The organism is Bacillus sp. FJAT-49711 (genome assembly GCF_018343715.1).
Lineage (GTDB): Bacteria > Bacillota > Bacilli > Bacillales > Bacillaceae_C > Lederbergia.
The window spans coordinates 1-2,281 of sequence record NZ_JAGYPL010000009.1 but is presented as its reverse complement, the minus strand read 5'-3'; the positions used below and the strand labels follow the sequence as shown (position 1 = coordinate 2,281).

Genomic DNA, 2,281 nt, shown 5'->3' with positions numbered 1-2,281 from the left:
CAGCCACAACACTGGCATGCCCATCCCATAATTACAACTTCACAAAATTATCGGATGAATCCTTAGTGAAAATATTTCTCCTTTCGACCCTCTTTCGCTGGGGTAGCCTTCGGGAAATCGAAGTAGCCATAAGGGGATCATTACGTAAAGAAAGAAAAATAGAAAAGTAAATATTTACAAAAAAAGGGAACTGGGTCGAAATAGACTGAGCGTTACCTTTTTTTAAAAAATAGAAAGAAAGCGACTGGAAATTTTTTACTTTTAAATCAAAAGTTACATTTATTGGCTATCGTGCAACACTAGTGTCGAGTGCCAGGCACTCAAACAATTCTGAATATTTAACCTTCCGTCAATTCATCAATCGCTACAGTTGTTTCTTCTCCTAATTTTCGATTATCAATCGTTTGGACAATTGCCGTTTTTTCATCCTCATTTAAGCTATTGATCCATATTGGAACATTATGGTAGTTAACGGTAATTTCGGCAGAAGACGATAAAATTTGTTTTACTCTGTTTGCGTCCACGAAAGTCACTCCCTGTTTATTTTCCGTATATTTTTTGTCATCATGTCTTTTTTATGCATCAAATTTTTACAAGGAATCTCGATGCTTTTGTCGAAAGTTATATATGTAGCGTATTTTTTACCAGTTAAAAAGGAGATGTTTTCTATGAAAGTTCTTTTACTCGATTTAGATTCTACCAGCCCGAAGCATTTAGGATGTTATGGCTACCATCGTAATACGTCGCCTAATATCGATCAAATTGCAGCTGAGGGTGTGAAGTTCACAAATTATTATACATCGGATGCACCTTGTTTTCCGTCTCGAACAGCGTTAATGACTGGAAAGTTTGGAATACATAATGGCGTTGTGGGACATGGCGGAACTGCTGCCGATGTGCGACATGAAGGGCCGGCAAGAGACTTTCGAGATAAGCTTGCTTCTGAAAGTTTCCCAGCACTTTTCCGCTCTCTTGGAATGAAAACAACGTTAATCAGTCCTTTTGGTGAAAGACATTCTGCATATACGTTTTACGCGGGATTTAACGAAATTCATAATACTGGTAAAGGGGGAATGGAATCAGCTGAAGAAGTGACCCCTACCGTGATGAATTGGCTAGAAAATAATGCAAGTAAGGATGATTGGTTTTTATACGTGAATTATTGGGATCCACACACACCGTATCGAGCACCAGAGTCTTTTGGAAATCCATTTACTGATGCCCCTTTGCCCGAATGGATTACGGATGACGTTTTTGAAAAACAGAAGGAAAAAGTAGGTCCGCATAGTGTTCATGAAATTAATATGTATGATAGTAATACAAATCCAGATTACCCGCGCTATCCTGGAGAAATCAAGAATCGAAATGATTTACGAAAAATGATCGACGGATATGATTGCGGGATAAAGCACATGGACGACCATGTAGGCATGATTTTTGCTGAGCTTGAAAAGCAAGGAATTAAGGATGAAGTAATCATCATTATTACGGCCGACCATGGTGAAAATATGGGTGAGTTGGGGATTTACGGTGAGCACGGCACGGCCGACCAAGGTACATGCAGAATTCCAATGATTATTCGTTGGCCAGGTTGTCAACAAGGTCATGTTGATCAAGGACTTCACTATCATCTTGATTTGCTTCCTACTATTGCTGAGCTTGCTGGAAAAGATCCTGCCGAAAGTTGGGATGGAAGAAGTTTTGCATCTAGTTTAACGGAAGGTAAAGATACTGGACGTGACTTTCTAGTCATATCCCAATGTGCTCATGTATGCCAACGAAGTGTGAGGTTTGGAGAGTGGCTTTATATTCGAACTTACCACGATGGCTATCATTTATTCAATAAGGAAATGCTTTTCAATATAAAAGAGGACCCGTTTGAGCTGAATGATTTAGCTTCGGAGAGACGTGATTTATGTCGGGAAGCCGTTTATTATTTAAATGAATGGCATGACGAAATGATGAGCACAATGCCATTCGACGTCGACCCACTTTGGACAGTAATGAAAGAAGGCGGTCCTTACCACGCAAAAGGGCATCTAAAAGAATATGCAAAGCGATTAGAAAAAACAGGTAGAGCGGAGGCCATTCCTGAACTCATGAGACGACATCCACGCGAATTTGTGTGAGAGTTGTGTGAGTGCCAGGCACTCACCACTAGTGTTGCACGTTTGTAAAAAAATGTAAGGTCAGACTAAATATTAATTTTCCACCTTGCGGTAAAATAAAAAAACTCCTAATGTAGATAGGGAAAGACGACCTCATCAGTTCCCTACACTAC

General features: G+C 39.8%; 2 protein-coding genes. One reads left to right on the top strand and one right to left on the bottom strand.

The genetic code is table 11. The features are described from left to right. Positions 1–338: 338 nt before the first annotated feature. Positions 339–524, bottom strand: a complete 186-nt coding sequence (locus KHA96_RS22940; protein WP_213131665.1) for an H-type small acid-soluble spore protein — start codon at positions 522–524, stop codon at positions 339–341. 144 nt (positions 525–668) lie between these two features. Between KHA96_RS22940 and KHA96_RS22935 the strand changes: the two genes are divergently transcribed. After that, positions 669–2,129: a sulfatase family protein gene (locus tag KHA96_RS22935; protein ID WP_213131664.1), complete on the top strand. Its 1,461-nt coding sequence runs from the start codon at positions 669–671 to the stop codon at positions 2,127–2,129. The last annotated feature ends 152 nt before the right edge of the window (positions 2,130–2,281 follow it).